Below are 18,379 nucleotides of genomic sequence, written 5' to 3' on the forward strand. Positions count from 1 at the left end.
CCCTTTAATCAGATCCGAGCAGCGGCATCACCTGCCGCCTGGGATGTCTTTGTTAACGGATCCGATGATGAATGCACCGCTGAAGGCGTTCGGCCAGATCAAGGCCGTGATTTTCGATATGGACGGTTTGCTGCTGGACACCGAGGGCATTTATACCGAGGTCACCTCGCTGATTGCCCAGCGTTACGGGCGCACCTTCGACTGGAGCGTCAAGCAGAACATCATTGGTCGCGGGGCCAGCGATCTGGCCAATTACGTGGTGCAGGCGCTGGATCTGCCGATCACCGCCGAAGAATTTCTGGTGATCCGCGAGCCGCTGATGCGTGAGCGTTTCCCCACCGCGCAAGCGATGCCGGGTGCCGAAGAGTTGATCCGCCACCTCAAGGCGCACAACATTCCGATCGCGGTGGGCACCAGTTCATCGCGGCAATCGTTCGGCCAGAAAACCACGCTGCACCGTGACTGGTTTGCGCTGTTCGATTTCATCGTCACGGCGGACGATCCGGAAGTCGGCGCGGCCAAACCGGCGCCGGATATTTTCCTCACCGCTGCCCGGCGCCTGGGCGTGGCACCTGAGGATTGCCTGGTGTTCGAGGATTCACCGTTCGGTGTAACCGCAGCGAAAGCCGCAGGCATGACGGCGATCGCCATCCCCGATGCCGCCATGGCCGATGAAAAATACGCACACGCTGACGGGATTCTTCGCACACTGAAGGCGTTCACTCCAAGTGCTTGCGGCTTGCCGGCGCTGGAATGGGCGTAAACATCTGAGACAAAAAAACGCCGCCCCTGTGTAAAAGAGGGGCGGCGTTTTTCGTTCAGTCGACTCAGATAAATCAGGCGCCGAAACCACCGTCGATGGTCAGGCTGGCACCGGTGATGTAACCGGCTTCCGGGCCTGCCAGATAGGCGACGAAGCTGGCGATTTCTTCGGCTTTACCGTAACGACCCACAGCCATCAGCGGGATCAGGCTTTCAGCGAAATCACCGTGCGCCGGGTTCATGTCGGTGTCGACCGGGCCAGGTTGCACGTTGTTGACGGTGATGCCGCGTGGGCCAAGGTCGCGGGCCAGACCTTTGGTCAAGCCGACCAGCGCCGATTTGCTCATCGCATACACACCGCCGCCGGCGAAGGGCATGCGGTCAGCGTTGGTGCTGCCGATGTTGATGATGCGCGAACCTTCGCCCATGTGTTTGGCGGCTTCCTGCGAGGCGATGAAGACGCTGCGAATGTTGATCGCTACGGTCTGGTCGAAGTCTTCGAGTTTGAAATCTTCCAGTGGTGCGACGGCCAGCACGCCAGCGTTGTTGACCAGAATATCGACGCGGCCAAAGGCTTCGACGGTGGCGCTGACGGCGTGGCGAATGGCGGCGGCATCGGCGCTGTCTGCCTTGATCGCCAGGGCTTTGCCGCCGTTGGTGGTGATGCTGTTCTGTAACTCTTCGGCTTTCGCGGCGGAGCTGACGTAAGTGAAGGCTACTGCAGCGCCTTCAGCGGCCAGGCGTTTGACGATGGCTGCGCCGATACCACGGGAACCGCCTTGAATCAGAGCGACTTTACCGCTGAGGTGTTGAGTGGTCATGTTCGATCTCCAGAGTGTTCAAGGCGGGAATGCCTTGGTATTGGTGGCGAGTATCGGCGTGGTATCGACAACTGTGTAGACCATGATTGCTATAGTCTGTGTAAACCGGAAGTTTATAGTGGCGATCATGGAAACCTTCAGCAGCATTGAATGCTTTGTGCGCAGCGCCGAAGTCGGCAGCTTTGCCGAGGCCGCGCGACGCTTGAGTCTGACCCCGGCGGCAGTCGGCAAAAGCGTGGCCAAACTCGAGGTGCGGCTCGGTGTGCGGCTGTTCCAGCGTAGTACACGCAGCCTGACATTGACTGAGGCCGGGCAACTGTTTCTGGATCAAGTCAGCGGTAGTCTGACGACGATTCAAAATGCCGTGGCCAATCTGTCCAGTGTCGAAGGGCGTCCGGCGGGGACGCTGAAAGTCAGCATGGGCGCAGCATTCGGCTGTCTGCATGTCGTGCCGATGCTCGGTGAGTTTCTACGACGATATCCCGCGATCAATCCGGACTGGCATTTCGATAATCGACAGGTCGATCTGATCGGGCAGGGCTTCGATGCGGCTATCGGCGGCGGCTTCGAACTGCCGCAAGGCGTGATCGCACGCAAGTTGAGCCCGGCGCACCGGATATTGGTTGCGTCCACAGATTATTTACAGGCCAATCCCGAGATCATCGAGCCGGACGACCTCAGCCACCACGACGGTATTCTGATCCGCTCGCCGCAAACCGGACGCGTGCGTTCCTGGCAATTGACCGGACGTAATCCACAGAACTGTCAGCCGTTGATGCTCAAGGCGCGAATGACCATGAGTGATTCCGAGGCGGCTTGCAGGACAGCAGCACAAGGCTTGGGAATCGCGCTGGTGAGTATGCCGTTTGCGGTGGGCTATCTGCAGGCCGGGACATTGCAGCGGGTGTTGCCGGACTGGTTTGTTGATGATGGCAATATCTCGATCTATTACGCCGAACATAAGTTGTTGCCGGGCAAGACGCGGGCGTTTGTCGATTATGTGATTGAGCAGTTTGCGGAGCGGGGGGTGGCGCGGAGGTTCAGTGCAATTTGAGCTCGGCTTGATACCGAGTTGTGGCCTTCGCGAGCAGGCTCGCTCCCACATTTGGAATGCGTTTCCCTTGTGGGAGCGAGCTTGCTCGCGAATGGGTCGACTCGGTTTTCGCTGATCACCTCAGCGGGCAAACCGCCCCGGCCAACCAATAATGTTCTTCGGCCGCGGTGTCGCATACGTCCGCACTTTCGACGTCGACAAGCGCAATCGCACCAGCGATTCCGCAATCGTCACCGCCGCCGTCACCCCGTCCACCACCGGCACGCCAGTGCGTCGACGAATCTGTTCATCCAGCCCGGCCATGCCGCCGCAACCCAGGCAGATCACCTCGGCTTTGTCCTGCGTCACCGCCAACTCCGCCTGATGCACGATCGCTTCCAGCGCACGCTGCGGTTCGTGCTCCAGCTCCAGAACGGCCAGCCCACTGGCCCGCACCGAAGCGCAACGATCCCACAAACCTGACAGTTTCAGCCGATCCTCGATCAGCGGTACGGTTCGATCCAGCGTCGTCACCACCGAATAGGCATGGCCGAGAAACATCGCCGTACTCGCTGCCGCATCGGTGATGTCCACCACCGGCACGTTGAGTAGTTCCTGCAAACCTTCACGGCCGTGTTCGCCGTAACCGGCCTGAATGACTGCGTCGAACGGCTGATCGTAGGACATCACTCGATCCATCACCGCAATGGCGGCCAGATAGCTTTCGAAGTTGCCTTCAATCGAATCGGCGCCGAAATATGGCGTCAAACCGACGATTTCGGTTCCGGGTGAAGCGACAGCCTGCGCCGAACGGGCGATGGCCTCGGTGATGGATTCGGTGGTGTTGACGTTGACCACGAGAATACGCATGGGGAAATCCTTATAGCGGGCAGTTCGGCGGCCCGAAATCCGGGCCGCGAGGAAGTTAATGGCAGACGTTGTCGACAGCGATCGATTCGCCGCTGATGTCGGCGTAGTGCGGCTGGCGTTTGGCGATGATCAGATAGAGCATTCCGGCGATGCCGGCACCGATCAGCCAGGAGAACGGCGAGACGCTGTGGAAACCGGGAACCAAGGCCAGGACGATGGCGATCAGCGCCGCAGGAATAAACGCCGCCACCGCACGGAAATTGACCCCGTGGCTGTAGTAATAAGCGCCGTTGGGATCTTCGCTGTAGAGCTGCGGGACGTTGATCCGGCCTTTGCGGATCAGCCAGTAGTCGACCATGATCACCCCGTACAACGGGCCGAGCAGGGCGCCGAGGCCGGACAGGAAATACACGATCACCAGCGGGCTGTTGTAGAGATTCCACGGCAGGATCAACACGGCAATGGTCGCGCTGATCAGTCCGGCGCGGCGGAAGGTCAGGTACTTCGGCGCCAGGTTGCTCAACACGAAGGCCGGGGCGACGAAGTTGGCCATGATGTTCACCGCAACGGTGACGATCAGGAATGCCAGGCAACCGAGCACCAGGAAAAAGGTGTTGGGAATCGAGGCAATGATCTCGGTCGGGCTCTCGATGATCCGGCCATTGATCTGAAATTGCGCACCGCAGAGCAGGACGGTGATCGCGGCGAACACCAGAATATTCACCGGCAAACCCCAGAAGTTTCCTACCTTGATGGTCTTGCGGCACGGCGAGGAGCGGGCGAAGTCGCAGAAATTCAGAATCAACGTGCCGTAGATCGCCAGCCACAACGCGCCGCCGGCAAAGATGTTGCGCCACATCTCGCCACCGGTCAGCGGCTCGCGAGTCGACCAGGCAATGGTCGCGTTGGCCTGGAAGTACATCCACCCAGCGAGTGCCGCAACCGTCAGCAAAATCACCGGCCCGGCGAAGGCTTCATAACGACGGACCATTTCCATGCCGTAGGCAAGGATCGCCAGTTGCACGAACCAGATCGCCACGAAACACACCCAACCCAGCGTCGACAGGCCAAGAATCGAGTTGTGGTCGTATTCGGCGAAGCCAGGATGCACCGCCGTGAGCAACACGCGGAATACCACCGAGGCCAGGTACGTCTGAATGCCGAACCAGGCAATGGCGATAACCGCCCGGATCAGTGCAGGAATTTGCGCGCCGTGGATGCCGAAACTGATCCGGCTGATCACCGGAAACGGCACGCCGGTTTTCTGTCCCATGTAGCCGGACAGGTTCATGAAGAAGTACACCAGCGCCGCGCCGATCCCCAATGACAACAGAATCTGCCAGCCACCCAGGCCTAGGGCGTAGAGGCCGATGGCGAAGGAGTAGTTGGCGATGTTGTGCACGTCGTTCGTCCACAGGGCGAAGATGCTGTATTTGCCCCAGCGTCGACCTTCGGCCTTGGTCGGCGCGAGATCGCTGTTGTGCAGGCGCGGGCTCAGTTGTAACGGCTCGGTCAGACCGTCATCGGGTAACGGTTGGTCGAGGGCAGAGGCGGGCAGATTCAGCGCGATGTTATTGGAGAGACTTGTACGCATTCCGGCAGGCTCCTGATGTGCAGGGCCGCGATGACTGTGCATGAGCGTTCAGGCTCGACATATCTTCGTCGCGGCCAGCGAACATCACTGGTTACGGGGCATCTGCAGCCTGTACGGGATAGGGCGCTTCAGGCTTGCGGATCGAAAGTGTTTATGTTTTGCGGTTTTGTATACAAAACATGTATGCACCTAAGCCAGATCTGTGCCAGTCGTTGATCTATGCGCAGCCGTGCTCATTTCGAAAAGTTATCGATGAGCGCTAAGTGTCTGAAAATAATTGGTTAAAAATTGACCGGTTGAACAGGTATTTATTTTTGGCGGGGGATTTTGTTGGCGGGCGGAGGCGAGGGGTTTTTGGCAGGGATGTAACTTTTCAGGGCGCTGAAAGTAAAAAGTGCACACATAAATGGCACCGATGGTGACATTACTGTGTACACATTTATTGAGTCGCTAGTGACCTTTGTAGGAGTGAGCCTGCTCGCGATAGCGGTGTATCAGCCAAAAGATTCATCGACTGAGACACCGCTATCGCGAGCAGGCTCACTCCTACAGGGGGGAAATCAGCGCGGCAGGGAGTTACGCCTTGCTGATGATATTCCCGGCATGCAGCCCGCATTCTTTCTGCGTCGCTTCTTCCCACCACCAACGCCCCTCGCGCTCGTGCTGATTCGGCAAGACAGGGCGGGTGCACGGTTCGCAGCCGATACTGATAAAGCCGCGTTCATGCAGGCTGTTGTACGGCAGTTCGAGCATGCGGATGTAACCCCAGATCTCTTCGCTGGTCATCTGCGCCAGCGGGTTGAACTTGTACAGGGTGCGCTCAGGAGTGGAGAACGCTGTATCGATTTCCATCACCGCCACGGCACTGCGAGTGCCCGGACTCTGGTCGCGGCGCTGGCCGGTGGCCCAGGCTTTGACGCTGGACAGCTTGCGACGCAGCGGTTCGATCTTGCGGATCCCGCAGCATTCGCCGTGGCCGTCCTTGTAGAAACTGAACAGGCCTTTTTCCTTCACGAACGGTTCCAGTTTCGTGTAGTCCGGCGACACCAGTTCGATGTCGATCTTGTAGTGCTCGCGCACCTGATCGATGAAGCGGTAGGTCTCCGGGTGCAGGCGGCCGGTGTCGAGGCTGAACACCTTGACGTTCTTGTTGAGCTTCCAGGCCATGTCCACCAGCACCACATCCTCGGCGCCGCTGAAAGATATCCACAGATCATCGCCGAACTCGGCAAATGCGAGTTTGAGAATGTCCTGGGCGGATTTATTGGCATAGGTCGTGGCGAGTTCCACGACGTCGAACGTTGCACTCATCAGGGCGGCTTCCTACAGGTCGGTGGCGCTGGGCGCTCTATATGGCGCTGATGGTAACAAAAAGCTGCACGGCTCGGGGGCGTGCTGTGCGTTGCGCGTCTGCATGTGAGTCGCTAGAGTTCGGCCTCGCTCGACTCAAATAATCAATACAAACGGGAGTGTCTTGTGGAAATTGCTTGCCTGGATCTTGAAGGGGTGTTGGTGCCGGAAATCTGGATCGCCTTCGCCGAAAAAACCGGAATCGAATCCCTCAAGGCCACCACCCGGGACATTCCCGATTACGACGTGCTGATGAAGCAGCGTCTGCGCATCCTCGACGAGCACGGCTTGAAGCTATCGGACATTCAGGAAGTGATCGCCACGTTGAAGCCGCTGGATGGCGCGGTGGAGTTCGTCAACTGGCTGCGCGAGCGCTTTCAGGTGGTGATTCTGTCGGACACGTTTTATGAGTTTTCGCAGCCGTTGATGCGTCAGTTGGGCTTTCCGACGTTGCTTTGCCATCGTCTGATTACTGACGAGACCGGGCGGGTGACCAGCTATCAGCTGCGTCAGAAAGATCCCAAACGTCAGTCGGTGCTGGCGTTCAAGAGCCTGTATTACCGGGTGATTGCGGCGGGGGATTCGTATAACGACACGACGATGCTGGGCGAGGCGGATGCGGGGATTCTGTTCCATGCGCCGGAGAATGTGATTCGCGAGTTTCCGCAGTTTCCGGCGGTGCATACGTTTGCCGAGCTGAAGCAGGAATTCCTCAAAGCCTCGAATCGGGATTTGAGTTTGTAGTCGTCTGGAAAGACGCCATCGCGAGCAGGCTCACTCCTACAGGGGAACGCATTCCAAATGTAGGAGTGAGCCTGCTCGCGATAGCTTTTAAAGGTTCTGCAGGGTTTCGAGCAGGATCTTCACTTTGGTGATCGACTCCTGATACTCCGCCTGCCAGTCCGAATCGGCAACAATCCCGCCCCCCCCCAGCAGCACACTTGCCCATCCTTGACCAACAGACTGCGAATCGCGATGGAGCTGTCCATCTCGCCGCGCACGTCCAGATACAGTAATGACCCGCAATACAGGCCGCGCCGGGTCGGTTCCAGCTCATCAATGATCTGCATCGCGCGAATCTTCGGCGCGCCGGTGATCGAGCCGCCGGGGAAACTGCCGGCAATCAGATCCAGTGCGTCGCGATCATCGGCCAATTCACCGGTGACGCTGCTGACCAGGTGATGCACGTTCGGATAGCTTTCCAGGCTGAACAGCTCGGGCACTCGTACCGAGCCGATGCGACAGGTGCGGCCGAGGTCGTTGCGCAGCAGGTCGACGATCATCAGGTTTTCCGCGCGATCCTTGGGACTGCCCAGCAGTTCGGCGGCGTTGGCGGCATCTTCGGCGGGTGTCAGGCCACGCGGGCGGGTGCCTTTGATCGGCCGGGTTTCCACTTGGCGTTCGCTGACTTTGACGAAGCGCTCCGGCGACAGGCTCACCACCGCGCCGCCGTCGGGTAGGCTCTGGAAACCGGAGAACGGTGTCGGGCAGGCTTCGCGCAATTTGCAGTAAGCCAGCCATGGGTCACCCTGGCACGAAGCGCGGAAGCGTTGGGCGAAGTTGACCTGATAGCAGTCGCCGGCCTGGATGTAGTGCTGGATGCGTTCGAACGCCTGACGGTAAGTGTCGGCCGAGAGATCTGCGGCCATCGGGGCGGTCAGTTGGAAGGGTACCAACGCTTCAACTTGAGTCTGGGTGAACAGCGCAATTAGCCGTTGTTGCTCGCTTTCGATCACGGACGGATGAAAGACCAGTTGGCTGGTGCCGGTCTGGTGATCGCTGATCAGCGCCCAGGCGTACAGGCCAAACCGGGCATCCGGCAATTGCAGGTCATCTAGCGCCTGACTTGGCAGGTTTTCCAGGTGCCGACCGAAGTCGTAGCTCAGGTAACCGATCAAACCGCCAGCGAAGGGCAGCTCGAAACCCGCTGGCAAATCAGCCTCACCGAGGCGATTCAGATTGTCACGCAGACGTTGCAGGAAATGATTGCCGCTTTCGTCAGGCAACACCGCCAGTTGTTCCAGCGGCCAGGCGCTGAGCAGGTCATAACGGCCACGGTCAGCGCTCGGGCGGCCACTGTCGAGCAGCACGGCGCCGGGGGCATTGCGAATGGCCGCGAAGTAGTCGGCGGGATTGGCGCGGTAGGGCAGCGGGTGTACGGAACAGGTCAACATGGGCGGGGCAGATCGGCCGTGGAGGCGGGGAGGGGATTGTAGTCCTCTCCGATGCCAGATCAAAGTCAAAAGCCTCCCCCTCACCCCAACCCTCTCCCCCAAGGGGGCGAGGGGGAAAGGGAGCAGATCTTCATGATTTTCAAGATCCGAGTTTGGCTGGATATCTCAAGGGGGCGAGGGGGAAAGGGAGCAGATCTTCATGATTTTCAAGATCCGAGTTTGGCTGGATATCTCAAGGGGGCGAGGGGGAAAGGGAGCAGATCTTCATGATTTTCAAGATCCGAGTTTGGCTGGATATCTCAAGGGGGCGAGGGGGAAAGGGAGCAGATCTTCATGCTTTTCAAGATCCGAGTTTGGCTGGATATCTCAAGCTGGTGAGGGGGAAGGGAGCCGATCTTCATGCTTTTCAAGATTCGAGTTCGGCTGGATATCTCAAGCTGGTGAGGGGGGAAAGGGCGCCGATCTTCATGCTTTCAAGACCTGAGTTCGACTCAAGACGTTCAGGTCGGCGTACTTCCCACATCCACCTCGGTCAGTCCCCTCTCCCTCTGGGAGAGGGCTAGGGTGAGGGGCTTTTTAGCTTTTCAGCTCTAGAGCTATTAGCCTTCGACCGCAGGAATATGCCCAAACATTTCCTGAGTAAACGCCACCCGCTCTTCAACCGTCTCCGTCACCCCACGCGCCTTCAGCTCTTCCAGCCGCGCTTCCACCGCATGCGTACGCAACGTCAGCCCACAGTCATTGGCAATCTGAATATTCAGCCCCGGCCGCGCATTCAGCTCGAGAATCAGCGGACCCTTCTCCTGATCGAGCACCATATCAACACCGATATAGCCCAGCCCGCACAGCTCATAGCAGCCCGCCGCGAGTTTCATGAAACCGTCCCAGTAGGGCAGTTGCACGCCGTCCACCGCGTTGGTGGTGTCGGGGTGTTTGGTGATGATGTTGTTCAGCCAGGTGCCACGCAACGTCAAACCGGTCGCCAGATCGACACCGACGCCAATCGCGCCCTGGTGCAGGTTGGCCTTGCCGCCGGACTGCCGGGTCGGCAAACGCAACATCGCCATCACCGGATAACCCATCAAGACGATGATGCGGATGTCCGGCACGCCTTCGTAGCTGATGCTTTTGAAGATCTGATCCGGGGTCACCCGGTATTCGATCAGCGCCCGGTCGCGGTGGCCGCCCAGCGAATACAGGCCAGTGAGAATGCTCGAGATGTGATGCTCAAGCTCTTCGTGGGCAAGGATCTTGCCCGACACCGTGCGATAGCGACCTTCGAAACGGTCGGCGATGACAATGATGCCGTCGCCGCCAGCGCCCTGCGCCGGTTTGATCACGAAGTCGCTGCGCCCGCCGATGATCTCGTCGAGCTTGTCGATTTCCTTCTCGGTGGAGATCACGCCATACAGCTCCGGCACGTGAATGCCGGCCTCGATCGCGCGTTCCTTGGTGATGATCTTGTCATCGACGATCGGGTACAGGCTGCGCTTGTTGTACTTGAGCACATAGTCGGCGTTACGCCGATTGATGCCCATGATGCCGCGCGCCTCCAGCGCCTTCCAGGTCTTCCAGAAACCGAACATCAGGCGTCAGCCTTCTTCAGGAAAGCCTTGAAACGCACCAGTTCGGTCAGGCGGTAGCCGCGATAGCGACCCATCGCCAGCATGAAACCGACCAGAATCAGCAGGATCGCCGGGAAGGTGAACACGAAGTACACCAGCTCAGGCACGGTCATGATCAGGTGCGCCAAAGAAGCGGCGAACAGCGTGCCGATGGCGACTTTCAGCGCATGGCTGGCACCGCGTTCTTCCCAGGTGATCGACAGGCGTTCGATGGTCATGGTCAGAATCACCATCGGGAACAGCGCCACGGACAAGCCGCGCTCCAGACCGAGCTTATGACTGAACAGACTGATCGCCGCGATCAGCACTACGACAAAGGTCAACACCACCGAGAGTCGCGGCAGCATTTGCAGCTTCAGGTGTTCCAGATACGAACGTAGCGAAAGCCCCAGCGCGGTAATCACGGTAAACAGCAGAATGCCGAAACCCAGCTGCGTTTCGCGGAAGGCGAGGGCGATCAGTACCGGGGTGAACGTGCCGAGGGTCTGCAGGCCGATCAGGTTGCGCAGGATCAGAATCACCAGCACGCCAATCGGGATCATCACCATGATCATGAAGGTTTGCTGGGTCTGCAGCGGCAAGCCGTACAGCGAGTATTCGAGGAAGTTGGCGTCGGTGTTTTCGTCGGTCAGCTTGGCCAGACGAATCGCGTTCATCTCGCTGTTGTTCAGGCTGAAGGTCACGTTGGCTTTTTTGCCGCCATCGACGGTGATCAGGTTTTCATCGCCGGTCCACCACAGCAGGCGGTCGGTCGGCAGGCCTTGCTCGCCGGTTTCCGGGTTGAAGTACAGCCAGTCGTTGCCGTTGAAGCTGCGCAGCCACAGTTCAGGCATTTGTGGCTGATCGGCGACGAGACGGATGGTGTGGACTTTTTCCACCGGCACGTGGGCGATGGACAGCAGCAGTTCAACGATTTTGGCTTTGTGCGGCGTCGACGGATCGCCGGCCAGCAGCAGTTTCACGTTGTCATCGTTAAGGTTGTTGACGCGTTTGATCGCCTCGCCAATAAACGTTTCGACGTCGGCGGAGTGCTGGCGGATCGGCGCGAGCAGGGCTTCGGCGGCGATTTTCTCCGGGCCTTCGATAGCGATGCTGTCGCGGAAGGTCGGGCCTTTGATCTTGGATTTTTCCGCGGTGTAACGTTTGGTCAGCACCAAACGGTAATAAAGCGTCTGGTTGCCCTTGGCCCGGCGCGCCGACCAGGTGACCTTGCGGTTGCCGTCGACGCGGTTGACGGCGACCCCGTAGTTATTGGAGATAAAGCTCTCGTTGAGACTGACGTAGTCGCGGCTCAACGGTGGCACGAACATCTGGATCTTCACCGGATCCTTGGTGCTGGCGACGAACTCGACCTTGGCGTCGATGTTCCACAAGTCGTCGGTCGCATCTTCGGTCACCGGGATGCCGAGCACGAAAATCTGATAGGCCGTAACCGAAACGCCCAGCAGCACCAGAATGGTGATCAGGATTTTCAGGTGGAAGGTTAGAGAACGCATGGAAATTACTCGGCGGTATGAGCGGCGATGGTGCAGGCGGGTTTGCCGGCAGCGTATTTAAGGCTTGGATCGACCAGCGCATCGAAGCGTTTCAGCGCTTCGGAGCCAATCAAAAGCGGGTATTGGAACGCACTTCGGTCGGTCAGGTTCACTTCGATGCTGCGCATCGCCGATCCCATGCAGATATCCAGCTCGATCACCGGACGGGCGGTGTACTTCTTGCCTTCTTCCGGGTCGTAGTCGCCGGCACGGCGCTTGATCTTGCTGACCCGGGCCAGCGGCCGTTCGATCGGGTGCGAATGCGCGGCATCGATCGCCAGGTAGAAACGTACCCAGGATTCACCGTTGCGTTTAAAGCGTTTGATGTCGCGGGCGCTCAGCGAGGCGGTTTTCGCCCCGGTGTCGAGTTTGGCTGCGACTTCGAGATTGATGCCGTCAAGCGAAGCGTATTCGTTGAGGCCGTACACGGTTTTTTCCCCCGCGGCGGCGAGGCCGGGCAGGCAAAACAGGGCAAAGAATGTGGGAAAAGGCTTGAGTCTCATAAATCCTGGTGCGCAGCGTTCCGTTTTCGGTTCAGGTCCTTGGCAAAACTTGCGCAAGGCCCTTCGTGTGCCTGGCAGCTTTATATGACAAGCCGTACAAATGGCCAGCAAATGCGGGCGGCATTCTAGCACGGTGGTTTTATGGCGCCAGCGCCGGGGCCGGTCTATAACCCTTGGGATTCCCTGTGGGAGCGAGCCTGCTCCGGGCGGCGTTCCGACGAAGGCGGTGCGTCATCTCAAGCAGATGCTGACTGACACTACGCTTTCGCGAGCAGGCTCGCTCCCACAGGGTTAATCGACCAATGGAAGATTGCCTACGGTTATTAGACGATTGTCGACAATACCTATTTATCCTTTGACTGATGCGGGTGAATTGGCTAGTTTTTGCCGCATTGGATTTAAAGGTGTCGACAATCATGCTGGATCAACTCGATCCCCCGGTTATCAGTGGCGACGATTCCGAGACGCTTTCGGAAAACGTCTTCCGGCGCATTCAGGCAGCCATCGTCAAAGGCGAGATCGCCCCGGGCAGCAAGATCTCCGAACCGGAGCTGGCGCGCACCTACGGCATCAGCCGGGGGCCGTTGCGTGAGGCCATCCATCGTCTGGAAGGTCAGCGCCTGCTGGTGCGCGTACCGCACGTCGGCGCGCGGGTGGTCTCACTCAGCCATGCCGAATTGCTTGAACTCTACGAAATTCGCGAATCCCTCGAAGGCATGGCCTGCCGTCTGGCGGCGGAACGCATGAGCGTTGAAGAAATCGACGAACTGCGCCGGGTGCTGGAAACCCACGAGCGCGACGCGGCGTTTCAGGCTGGTGTCGGCTACTACCAGCAAGAAGGCGATTTCGACTTTCACTACCGGATCATCCAGGGCAGCGGCAACCGCACGCTGACGCAGATGCTCTGCGGCGAGCTGTATCAATTGGTGCGCATGTACCGCATCCAGTTCTCGACCACGCCGAACCGTCCGCGTCAGGCTTTTGCCGAACACCACCGGATTCTCGATGCCATCGCCGACCGTGACGGCGAGCTCGCGGAATTGTTGATGCGCCGTCACATCGGCGCCTCGAAACGCAACATCGCCCGTCACTACCAGGACGGCGCCCACAATAAGACAGCCACTGAACGAGGTGAGTCATGAGTTCCAAGCACAGCACTCCAGGCCAGCGTTTCCGCGATGCGGTCGCCAGCGAGCACCCATTGCAGGTGGTCGGCGCGATCAACGCCAACCACGCGCTGCTGGCCAAACGCGCCGGTTTCAAGGCGATCTACCTGTCCGGTGGTGGGGTGGCCGCAGGCTCGCTCGGCGTGCCGGATCTGGGCATCACCGGTCTGGATGACGTGCTGACCGACGTACGCCGCATCACCGATGTTTGCGATCTGCCGCTGCTGGTCGACGTCGACACCGGTTTTGGCTCGTCGGCGTTCAACGTCGCGCGCACGGTCAAATCGATGATCAAGTTCGGCGCGGCGGCGATTCACATCGAGGATCAGGTCGGCGCCAAGCGCTGCGGCCACCGTCCTAATAAAGAGATCGTCAGCCAGCAGGAAATGGTCGACCGCATCAAAGCCGCCGTTGATGCCCGCACCGATGACAGCTTCGTGATCATGGCCCGCACCGATGCGTTGGCGGTGGAAGGTCTGGAATCGGCACTCGATCGCGCAGCGGCGTGCATCGAGGCTGGCGCTGACATGATTTTCCCGGAAGCGATCACTGAGCTGGAGATGTACAAGCTGTTCGCCAATCGCGTGAAAGCGCCGATCCTCGCCAACATCACCGAGTTCGGCGCGACGCCGCTGTACACCACCGAGCAACTGGCCGGCGCCGACGTGTCGCTGGTGCTCTATCCGCTGTCGGCATTCCGCGCGATGAACAAGGCGGCGGAAAACGTCTACACGGCGATCCGCCGCGATGGCACGCAGCAGAATGTCATCGACACCATGCAGACTCGCATGGAGCTTTACGATCGCATCGATTACCACACCTTCGAGCAGAAGCTCGATGCGTTGTTTGCACAAAAGAAAGGCTGAACAAGACCCTCTGTGGGAGCGAGCCTGCTCGCGAAGGACGCCAACGATAACGCGGTGTCCCTGATGCATCGAGGTGTTCCAGGCACCTTCGCGAGCAGGCTCGCTCCCACAAGTTTCCCCATACAAATTCAAAAAGATTGGAGAACACAATGGCCGAAGCAAAAGTACTCAGTGGCGCCGGGCTCCGTGGCCAGGTTGCCGGGCAAACCGCGCTGTCCACCGTGGGCCAGGCTGGTGCCGGGCTGACCTATCGCGGCTACGACGTGCGCGAACTGGCAGCCGATGCACAATTTGAAGAAGTCGCCTACCTGCTGCTCTACGGCGAGCTACCGACCCAGGCACAACTCGACGAATACCAAGGCAAACTGAGCAAGCTGCGCGACCTGCCGCAAGCGCTGAAAGAAGTGCTCGAACGCATCCCCGCCGACGCCCACCCGATGGACGTGATGCGCACCGGTTGCTCGTTCCTCGGCAATATCGAGCCGGAGAAAGACTTCTCCGAGCAGCGCGACAAGACTGACCGTTTGCTCGCCGCGTTCCCGGCGATCATGTGCTACTGGTATCGCTTCAGCCACGATGGCAAGCGCATCAATTGCGTCAGCGACGAGCCAACCATCGGTGGCCACTTCCTGCACCTGCTGCACGACAAGAAGCCGAGCGAACTGCACGTCAAAGTCATGAACGTCTCGCTGATCCTTTATGCCGAGCACGAATTCAACGCCTCGACCTTCACCGCCCGTGTTTGTGCATCGACGCTGTCCGATCTGTATTCCTGCGTAACCGCAGCCATCGGTTCGCTGCGCGGCCCGTTGCACGGCGGTGCCAACGAAGCGGCGATGGAAATGATCGAGCGTTTCGCGTCGCCGGAAGACGCGATCAAAGGCACCCTCGGCATGCTCGAGCGCAAGGACAAGATCATGGGTTTCGGCCACGCGATCTATAAGGACAGCGATCCGCGCAATGAGGTGATCAAGGGCTGGTCGAAAAAACTCGCGGATGAAGTCGGAGACAAGGTGTTGTTTCCGGTTTCGGAAGCCATCGACAAGACTATGTGGGAGCAGAAAAAACTCTTCCCCAACGCTGATTTCTACCATGCCTCGGCTTACCACTTCATGGGCATTCCGACCAAGCTGTTCACGCCGATCTTCGTCTGCTCGCGCCTGACCGGCTGGGCTGCGCATGTGTTCGAACAGCGCGCCAACAACCGCATCATCCGTCCAAGCGCCGAGTACGTCGGCGTCGAACAGCGCAAGTTCGTGCCAATCGAACGTCGCTGAAATGGTGGGCTGACCCGGAGAGCAAGATCACCGCTAACCCCTGTAGGCCTTCGCCTGCTCGCGATGACGGACTGACATTCACCATCAATGTCGACTGATCTACCGCTATCGCGAGCAGGCTCACTCCTACAAGGGACGGTGTGAATCTTGAGTCTGGCGTCTGCCCACCCTTTGAAACTACCGTGACCCGAGTCCTGACCCGATGAACACAGAATTCCGCAAAACCCTGCCCGGCAGCCCTCTGGATTATTTCGACGCCCGTGCGGCGGTCGAGGCGATTCAACCCGGCAGTTACGACACCCTGCCGTACACCTCTCGCGTGCTGGCGGAAAACCTCGTGCGTCGCTGTGATCCGGCCACGCTCACCGATTCCCTCAAGCAACTGATCGAACGCAAACGCGACCTCGACTTCCCGTGGTTCCCGGCGCGTGTGGTCTGCCACGACATTCTTGGCCAGACCGCGCTGGTCGACCTCGCCGGCCTGCGTGACGCGATCGCCTTGCAGGGTGGCGACCCGGCGCAGGTCAATCCGGTGGTGCCGACGCAATTGATCGTTGACCACTCGCTGGCGGTGGAGGCGGGCGGTTTCGACAAGCAGGCGTTCGAGAAAAACCGCGCCATCGAAGACCGTCGCAATGAAGACCGTTTCCACTTCATCAACTGGACCAAAAAGGCTTTCAAGAACGTTGATGTGATCCCGCCGGGCAACGGCATCATGCACCAGATCAACCTGGAGAAAATGTCGCCGGTGATTCAGGTGCGTGAGGGCGTCGCGTTCCCCGACACTTGCGTCGGCACTGACAGCCACACCCCGCACGTCGATGCGCTGGGCGTGATTGCCATTGGTGTCGGCGGTCTCGAAGCCGAGAGCGTGATGCTCGGTCGCGCGTCGTGGATGCGCCTGCCGGAAAGCGTCGGCGTCGAACTGACTGGCAAGCTGCAACCGGGCATCACCGCCACCGACATGGTGCTGGCGCTGACCGAATACCTGCGCAAACAGAAAGTCGTCGGCGCGTGGCTGGAATTCTTCGGCGAAGGCGCCGCGGCGCTGACCCTCGGCGACCGCGCGACCATCTCCAACATGGCCCCGGAGTACGGCGCCACCGCAGCGATGTTTTACATCGATCAGCAGACCATCGATTACCTGAAACTCACTGGCCGCGAAGACCAGCAAGTGCAATTGGTCGAGCAGTACGCCAAGCTCACCGGCCTGTGGGCTGACAGCCTGAAAGGCGCGCAATACGAGCGCGGTCTGACTTTCGATCTGTCCTCGGTAGTGCGCAACATGGCCGGCCCGAGCAACCCGCATGCTCGCGTTGCAGTGTCGGATCTGGCGGCCAAAGGCATCTCCGGCCAATGGGATGACGTGCCGGGGCAAATGCCCGACGGCGCGGTGATCATCGCTGCCATCACCAGTTGCACCAACACCAGCAACCCGCGCAACGTCATTGCTGCCGGCCTGCTCGCACGCAATGCCAACAAGCTCGGCCTGACCCGCAAACCTTGGGTGAAATCCTCGCTGGCACCGGGTTCGAAAACCGTCGCGCTGTACCTCGACGAAGCGGGGCTGACCACTGAACTGGAGCAACTCGGTTTCGGCGTCGTCGCCTTCGCTTGCACCACCTGCAACGGCATGTCCGGCGCACTCGATCCGCTGATTCAGCAAGAGATCATCGACCGCGATCTGTATGCGACTGCCGTACTCTCCGGCAACCGCAACTTCGACGGCCGCATCCACCCGTACGCCAAGCAGGCATTCCTCGCTTCGCCGCCGCTGGTGGTCGCGTACGCCATCGCCGGGACCATCCGTTTCGACATCGAAAAAGATGTGTTGGGCGTGGTCGACGGCAAGGAAATTCGCCTCAAAGACATCTGGCCGAGCGATGAAGAAATCGACGCCGTGGTGAAGTCTTCGGTCAAGCCTGAGCAGTTCCGTCAGGTCTACATTCCGATGTTCGCCGTCCACGAAGACACCGGCCCGAAAGTCACGCCGCTTTACGACTGGCGCGAGATGAGCACCTACATCCGCCGTCCGCCGTACTGGGAAGGCGCGCTGGCCGGCGCGCGTCCGCTGAAGGGCATGCGCCCGTTGGCGGTGCTGCCGGACAACATCACCACCGATCACCTGTCGCCCTCCAACGCGATCATGCTCGACAGCGCCGCCGGCGAATATCTGGCGAAAATGGGCCTGCCGGAAGAGGACTTCAACTCTTACGCCACGCACCGTGGCGACCACTTGACCGCGCAACGCGCAACGTTTGCCAACCCGAAACTGTTCAATGAAATGGTCGTGGAAAACGGCAAGGTCAAACAGGGTTCGCTGGCGCGGGTCGAGCCGGAAGGCAAAGTGATGCGCATGTGGGAAGCCATCGAAACCTACATGGAACGCAAACAACCGCTGATCATCATTGCCGGCGCCGATTACGGTCAGGGTTCGTCCCGCGACTGGGCGGCGAAAGGCGTGCGTCTGGCCGGCGTCGAAGCGATTGCCGCTGAAGGTTTTGAGCGCATTCACCGCACCAACCTGGTGGGCATGGGCGTGTTGCCGCTGGAGTTCAAGCCGGGCACTGACCGTCACACCCTGGCCATCGACGGCAGCGAAACCTATGACGTGATCGGCGAGCGCAAACCGCGCGCTGACCTGACGCTGGTGATCCATCGCAAGAACGGCGAGCGGGTTGATGTGCCGGTGACCTGCCGTCTGGATACCGCTGAAGAAGTGTCGATCTACGAGGCCGGCGGCGTGTTGCAGCGCTTTGCTCAGGACTTCCTTGAAGAGTCGGCGGTTGCCGTTTAAATCTAC

14 protein-coding genes and 1 pseudogene are annotated in these 18,379 nt (G+C 59.5%); 7 read left to right on the forward strand and 8 right to left on the reverse strand.

Annotated features, from left to right (window positions below):
* Positions 1 to 67 precede the first annotated feature (67 nt).
* Positions 68 to 763 carry an HAD-IA family hydrolase gene (locus VY732_RS09315; RefSeq protein WP_116032264.1) on the forward strand — a complete coding sequence of 232 codons (696 nt, stop codon included), beginning with the start codon at positions 68 to 70 and terminating at the stop codon, positions 761 to 763.
* 73 nt (positions 764 to 836) lie between these two features.
* Here VY732_RS09315 and VY732_RS09320 read toward each other — a convergent pair whose 3' ends face one another.
* Entirely contained in the window at positions 837 to 1,583 is a 747-nt protein-coding gene (locus VY732_RS09320; RefSeq protein ID WP_137218804.1) for a 3-oxoacyl-ACP reductase family protein, read from the reverse strand.
* 127 nt (positions 1,584 to 1,710) lie between these two features.
* Between VY732_RS09320 and VY732_RS09325 the strand changes: the two genes are divergently transcribed.
* Positions 1,711 to 2,637 (forward strand): LysR family transcriptional regulator, encoded by a 927-nt coding sequence (locus VY732_RS09325; protein WP_331695245.1) that lies wholly within the window; start codon positions 1,711 to 1,713, stop codon positions 2,635 to 2,637.
* 120 nt (positions 2,638 to 2,757) lie between these two features.
* Here VY732_RS09325 and VY732_RS09330 read toward each other — a convergent pair whose 3' ends face one another.
* The 3 genes from VY732_RS09330 to VY732_RS09340 form a co-directional block, all read right to left on the reverse strand.
* Positions 2,758 to 3,486, reverse strand: a complete 729-nt coding sequence (locus tag VY732_RS09330) for an aspartate/glutamate racemase family protein (RefSeq protein ID WP_007916448.1) — start codon at positions 3,484 to 3,486, stop codon at positions 2,758 to 2,760.
* A 55-nt stretch (positions 3,487 to 3,541) separates the two neighbouring features.
* Positions 3,542 to 5,080: an NCS1 family nucleobase:cation symporter-1 gene (locus VY732_RS09335; protein ID WP_331695246.1), complete on the reverse strand. Its 1,539-nt coding sequence runs from the start codon at positions 5,078 to 5,080 to the stop codon at positions 3,542 to 3,544.
* 576 nt (positions 5,081 to 5,656) lie between these two features.
* Positions 5,657 to 6,391, reverse strand: a complete 735-nt coding sequence (locus tag VY732_RS09340; protein ID WP_077571815.1) for a phosphoadenylyl-sulfate reductase — start codon at positions 6,389 to 6,391, stop codon at positions 5,657 to 5,659.
* Between the two features lie 165 nt (positions 6,392 to 6,556).
* Here VY732_RS09340 and thrH point away from each other — a divergent pair, with 165 nt between their 5' ends.
* Positions 6,557 to 7,174 carry a bifunctional phosphoserine phosphatase/homoserine phosphotransferase ThrH gene (gene thrH, locus VY732_RS09345; RefSeq protein ID WP_007916444.1) on the forward strand — a complete coding sequence of 206 codons (618 nt, stop codon included), beginning with the start codon at positions 6,557 to 6,559 and terminating at the stop codon, positions 7,172 to 7,174.
* An 87-nt stretch (positions 7,175 to 7,261) separates the two neighbouring features.
* Here the strand turns inward: thrH and pabB are convergent.
* The 4 genes and pseudogenes from pabB to rloA form a co-directional block, all read right to left on the reverse strand.
* Positions 7,262 to 8,604, reverse strand: a pseudogene (gene pabB, locus VY732_RS09350) (aminodeoxychorismate synthase component I).
* A 599-nt stretch (positions 8,605 to 9,203) separates the two neighbouring features.
* A complete protein-coding gene (locus tag VY732_RS09355; protein ID WP_077571819.1) occupies positions 9,204 to 10,190 on the reverse strand; it encodes an alpha-L-glutamate ligase-like protein in 987 nt (328 codons plus the stop codon).
* On the reverse strand, positions 10,190 to 11,725 hold the full coding sequence (gene rloB, locus VY732_RS09360; protein WP_331695247.1) for an osmotic stress tolerance membrane protein RloB: 1,536 nt from the start codon (positions 11,723 to 11,725) through the stop codon (positions 10,190 to 10,192). Before rloB ends, VY732_RS09355 begins: the two co-directional genes overlap by 1 nt.
* 5 nt (positions 11,726 to 11,730) lie before the next feature.
* Positions 11,731 to 12,267, reverse strand: coding sequence for a retropepsin-like aspartic peptidase RloA (gene rloA / locus VY732_RS09365; protein ID WP_016983749.1), 537 nt, complete (start codon positions 12,265 to 12,267; stop codon positions 11,731 to 11,733).
* A 419-nt stretch (positions 12,268 to 12,686) separates the two neighbouring features.
* On the opposite strand from rloA, the gene VY732_RS09370 reads away from it, so the two are divergent.
* The 4 genes from VY732_RS09370 to acnD all read left to right on the forward strand — a co-directional run bounded on the left by VY732_RS09370 (position 12,687) and on the right by acnD (position 18,373).
* Complete coding sequence (locus VY732_RS09370; protein ID WP_172828118.1) at positions 12,687 to 13,409, forward strand: GntR family transcriptional regulator; 723 nt, start codon at positions 12,687 to 12,689, stop codon at positions 13,407 to 13,409.
* Complete coding sequence (gene prpB / locus VY732_RS09375; RefSeq protein WP_016983750.1) at positions 13,406 to 14,299, forward strand: methylisocitrate lyase; 894 nt, start codon at positions 13,406 to 13,408, stop codon at positions 14,297 to 14,299. The genes VY732_RS09370 and prpB overlap by 4 nt, the downstream gene beginning before the upstream one ends.
* A gap of 149 nt (positions 14,300 to 14,448) precedes the next feature.
* Positions 14,449 to 15,576 (forward strand): bifunctional 2-methylcitrate synthase/citrate synthase, encoded by a 1,128-nt coding sequence (prpC, locus tag VY732_RS09380; RefSeq protein WP_212622614.1) that lies wholly within the window; start codon positions 14,449 to 14,451, stop codon positions 15,574 to 15,576.
* A gap of 202 nt (positions 15,577 to 15,778) precedes the next feature.
* The gene (acnD, locus tag VY732_RS09385) at positions 15,779 to 18,373 is read left to right on the forward strand and encodes a Fe/S-dependent 2-methylisocitrate dehydratase AcnD (protein ID WP_150694839.1); all 2,595 of its coding nucleotides are present in this window, start codon (positions 15,779 to 15,781) and stop codon (positions 18,371 to 18,373) included.
* Positions 18,374 to 18,379: the final 6 nt, after the last annotated feature.

It is taken from the genome of Pseudomonas sp. ZY71 (genome assembly GCF_036542145.1).
GTDB classification, from domain to species: Bacteria; Pseudomonadota; Gammaproteobacteria; order Pseudomonadales; family Pseudomonadaceae; genus Aquipseudomonas; species Aquipseudomonas koreensis_A.

Excerpts from the sequence above, each read along its gene's own strand:
- VY732_RS09315 (WP_116032264.1), top strand. The coding sequence starts at position 68 with ATGAATGCACCGCTGAAGGCGTTCGGCCAGATCAAGGCCGTGATTTTC.
- VY732_RS09320 (WP_137218804.1), bottom strand. The coding sequence starts at position 1,583 with ATGACCACTCAACACCTCAGCGGTAAAGTCGCTCTGATTCAAGGCGGT.
- VY732_RS09325 (WP_331695245.1), top strand. The coding sequence starts at position 1,711 with ATGGAAACCTTCAGCAGCATTGAATGCTTTGTGCGCAGCGCCGAAGTC.
- VY732_RS09330 (WP_007916448.1), bottom strand. The coding sequence starts at position 3,486 with ATGCGTATTCTCGTGGTCAACGTCAACACCACCGAATCCATCACCGAG.
- VY732_RS09335 (WP_331695246.1), bottom strand. The coding sequence starts at position 5,080 with ATGCGTACAAGTCTCTCCAATAACATCGCGCTGAATCTGCCCGCCTCT.
- VY732_RS09340 (WP_077571815.1), bottom strand. The coding sequence starts at position 6,391 with ATGAGTGCAACGTTCGACGTCGTGGAACTCGCCACGACCTATGCCAAT.
- VY732_RS09355 (WP_077571819.1), bottom strand. The coding sequence starts at position 10,190 with ATGTTCGGTTTCTGGAAGACCTGGAAGGCGCTGGAGGCGCGCGGCATC.
- rloB (WP_331695247.1), bottom strand. The coding sequence starts at position 11,725 with ATGCGTTCTCTAACCTTCCACCTGAAAATCCTGATCACCATTCTGGTG.
- rloA (WP_016983749.1), bottom strand. The coding sequence starts at position 12,267 with ATGAGACTCAAGCCTTTTCCCACATTCTTTGCCCTGTTTTGCCTGCCC.
- prpB (WP_016983750.1), top strand. The coding sequence starts at position 13,406 with ATGAGTTCCAAGCACAGCACTCCAGGCCAGCGTTTCCGCGATGCGGTC.
- prpC (WP_212622614.1), top strand. The coding sequence starts at position 14,449 with ATGGCCGAAGCAAAAGTACTCAGTGGCGCCGGGCTCCGTGGCCAGGTT.
- acnD (WP_150694839.1), top strand. The coding sequence starts at position 15,779 with ATGAACACAGAATTCCGCAAAACCCTGCCCGGCAGCCCTCTGGATTAT.